This is a genomic window from Cellulomonas hominis (assembly GCF_901521055.1).
Lineage (GTDB): Bacteria > Actinomycetota > Actinomycetes > Actinomycetales > Cellulomonadaceae > Cellulomonas > Cellulomonas endometrii.
On sequence record NZ_CABEGA010000003.1, the window covers coordinates 1 to 2,581 of the forward strand.

The following is a 2,581-nucleotide window of genomic DNA, read 5'->3' on the forward strand; positions in this document are numbered from 1 at the left end:
GTTTGTTTTTTTTACAAAGCGGAAGCGGAAAAACGAGAGAGCGAGGCGTCGGTGGGGCTGGAAGTTTTGTAAAGGAGACGCCCCCAGCCGCGCCCGCCGCGTCCTCGCGCGGCACGACCCCCCACGGAAGGCACACGACCATGAAGCGCAGACTCTCCGCATCGATCGCCGCGATCGCCACCGCCGCGACGCTCGCCGCGTGCAGCTCGGGCGGTGGCGAGGCCGCGGCCGGAGCCACCGAGACGGCCGACTCCGACAACCGCGTGACCGTGCGCGTCGGCGTGGCCGACATCGCGCAGGAGTACTGGACCACGTTCACGGACCTGGCCGCCGAGGAGGGCATCGACGTCGAGCTCGTGAACTTCACGGACTACACGCAGCCGAACCCGATCCTCAGCTCCGGCGACCTGGAGCTGAACCAGTTCCAGCACCTGCTGTACCTGGCGAACTACAACGTGAACTCCGACGACGACCTGCAGCCGATCGGCTCGACGGCGATCTACCAGCTCGGCCTCTACACGACCAAGGGGTACACCGCGCCGGAGGACATCCCGGAGGGCGCGGAGATCGCGATCCCGAACGACGTGGTGAACCAGGCGCGCGCCCTGCTCGTCCTGCAGTCCGCCGGGCTCATCTCGCTGACCGACGGCGGCAACGCCTTCTCGACGCCCGCCGAGATCGACGAGGCGGCGTCCCGCGTGAAGGTCGTCCCCGTGGACGCCAACCAGACGCCGGTGCAGCTGCAGAGCCTCGACGCCGCGATCATCAACAACAACTTCGCGACGGACGCGGGCATCGACCCGACGACGGCGATCTACTCCGACCTGGAGGACACCGAGACCGCGCGGCCGTACCTGAACCTCTGGGTGGCCCGCGCGGAGGACGCCGACAACCCGGTCTACGAGCAGCTCGTCGAGATCTACCACTCCCCCGAGGTCACCGACCAGCTGGTGGAGGAGAACGGCGGCACCGCCGTCGTCGAGGACGTGCCGGCGGAGGAGCTGCAGCGCGACCTCGCGGACCTCGAGGACCTGGTCCGCGAGTCGGCCTGACGCACGGCCAGCGCACGGCACGGCGACGGCGCCGGTCCCCTCCCCGGGGGCCGGCGCCGTCGCTGCGGTGGCAGCACCGGTGCGGCGGTGGGACGGTGTCGGCGGGTCGGGCAGACGGCCCGTGAGACCCGCGGACGAGGCGATCGGGAGCGGTGCTAGGGTCGCCCGCGTCCGCCCCCACCCTGGGACAGGAGTCGAGCACGTGAGCACCCACGCCGCTTCCGAGCACCGCGCGCAGCGCGTCATCGCCGGGGCGTCCTGCGGGCTCATGTGCTGTCGTCAGCGAATGTGCTGACGCTGCACCCCTGCAGCCCGGCCCTCCGCGGCGGACGCCCGCCCCGACCCTGACGCTCCCCGTGGGCGTGACCGGTCGGCACGGGCTCCTCTCCAGGTCCTGACGCCCGACGGCCCCGCCGTCCGGCCCGGGGGACGCCGCCGGACGGCCACCGGCACCGGCCCAGCGCCGCGCGCCACGTCCCGTCACGCCCCGCACGACGGTCCCGTCCGGACCGCACGGGCTCGCACCGCCCGAGCCCCCACCTGGAAGGCAGCACCACCATGAAGCGCAGACTGACCGCCGCCCTCGCCGCCCTCACGCTGGGCGCGCTGGCCGCGTGCTCCGGCAGCAGCGAGCCGACGGCCGCCCCGACCACCGCGGACCCGGACAACCCGGTCACGGTGCGCGTCGGGGTCACCGACATCAGCAAGGAGTACTGGACGACGTTCTCCGACCTCGCCGCGGAGGAGGGCATCGAGATCGAGCTGGTGAACTTCACCGACTACCAGCAGCCGAACCCCGTGCTCAGCGAGGGCGACCTGGAGCTCAACCAGTTCCAGCACCTGCTGTTCCTCGCGAACTACAACGTGAGCGCGAACGACGACCTGCAGGCGATCGGCAGCACGGTGATCTACCAGCTGGGCCTGTACACGACCAAGGGCTACGAGTCGCCGGAGGACATCCCGGACGGCGGCGAGATCGCGATCCCGAACGACCCGACGAACCAGGCGCGCGCCCTGCTCGTGCTGCAGTCCGCCGGGCTCATCTCGCTGAAGGACGGCGGCAGCGCCCTGTCCTCGCCGGCGGAGATCGACCCGGCCGCGTCGCGCGTGACGGTCGTCCCGGTCGACGCGAACCAGACCGCGATCCAGCTGCAGGACCTGGACGCCGCGGTCGTGAACAACAACTTCGCCGCCGACGCGGGCATCGACCCGACGACGGCGATCTACTCCGACCTCGAGGACACCGAGACGGCGCGCCCGTACGTGAACATCTGGGCCGCCCGGGCCGAGGACGCGGACAACCCGGTGTACGCGAAGCTCATCGAGATCTACCACCGTGACGAGGTCATCGGGCAGCTGCTCGAGGAGAACCAGGGCACGGCCGTCGAGCAGGACCTCTCCCCGGAGGAGCTCGAGGAGAGCCTGACCGAGCTCGAGGACCAGGTCCGCGAGGCAGCCTGACCCCGACGCGCCGGGCGGCCCACGGTCGCCCGGCGCGCGTCCCCGCCGGTGCCACCCTGGTCCCGGCC

2 protein-coding genes are annotated in these 2,581 nt (G+C 71.5%); both read left to right on the forward strand.

Going from position 1 to position 2,581, the window contains the following annotated elements:
* Positions 1–140: 140 nt before the first annotated feature.
* The gene (locus KJP73_RS01300) at positions 141–1,052 is read left to right on the forward strand and encodes a MetQ/NlpA family ABC transporter substrate-binding protein (protein ID WP_213280952.1); all 912 of its coding nucleotides are present in this window, start codon (positions 141–143) and stop codon (positions 1,050–1,052) included.
* Between the two features lie 558 nt (positions 1,053–1,610).
* Entirely contained in the window at positions 1,611–2,513 is a 903-nt protein-coding gene (locus KJP73_RS01305; RefSeq protein ID WP_213280953.1) for a MetQ/NlpA family ABC transporter substrate-binding protein, read from the forward strand.
* The last annotated feature ends 68 nt before the right edge of the window (positions 2,514–2,581 follow it).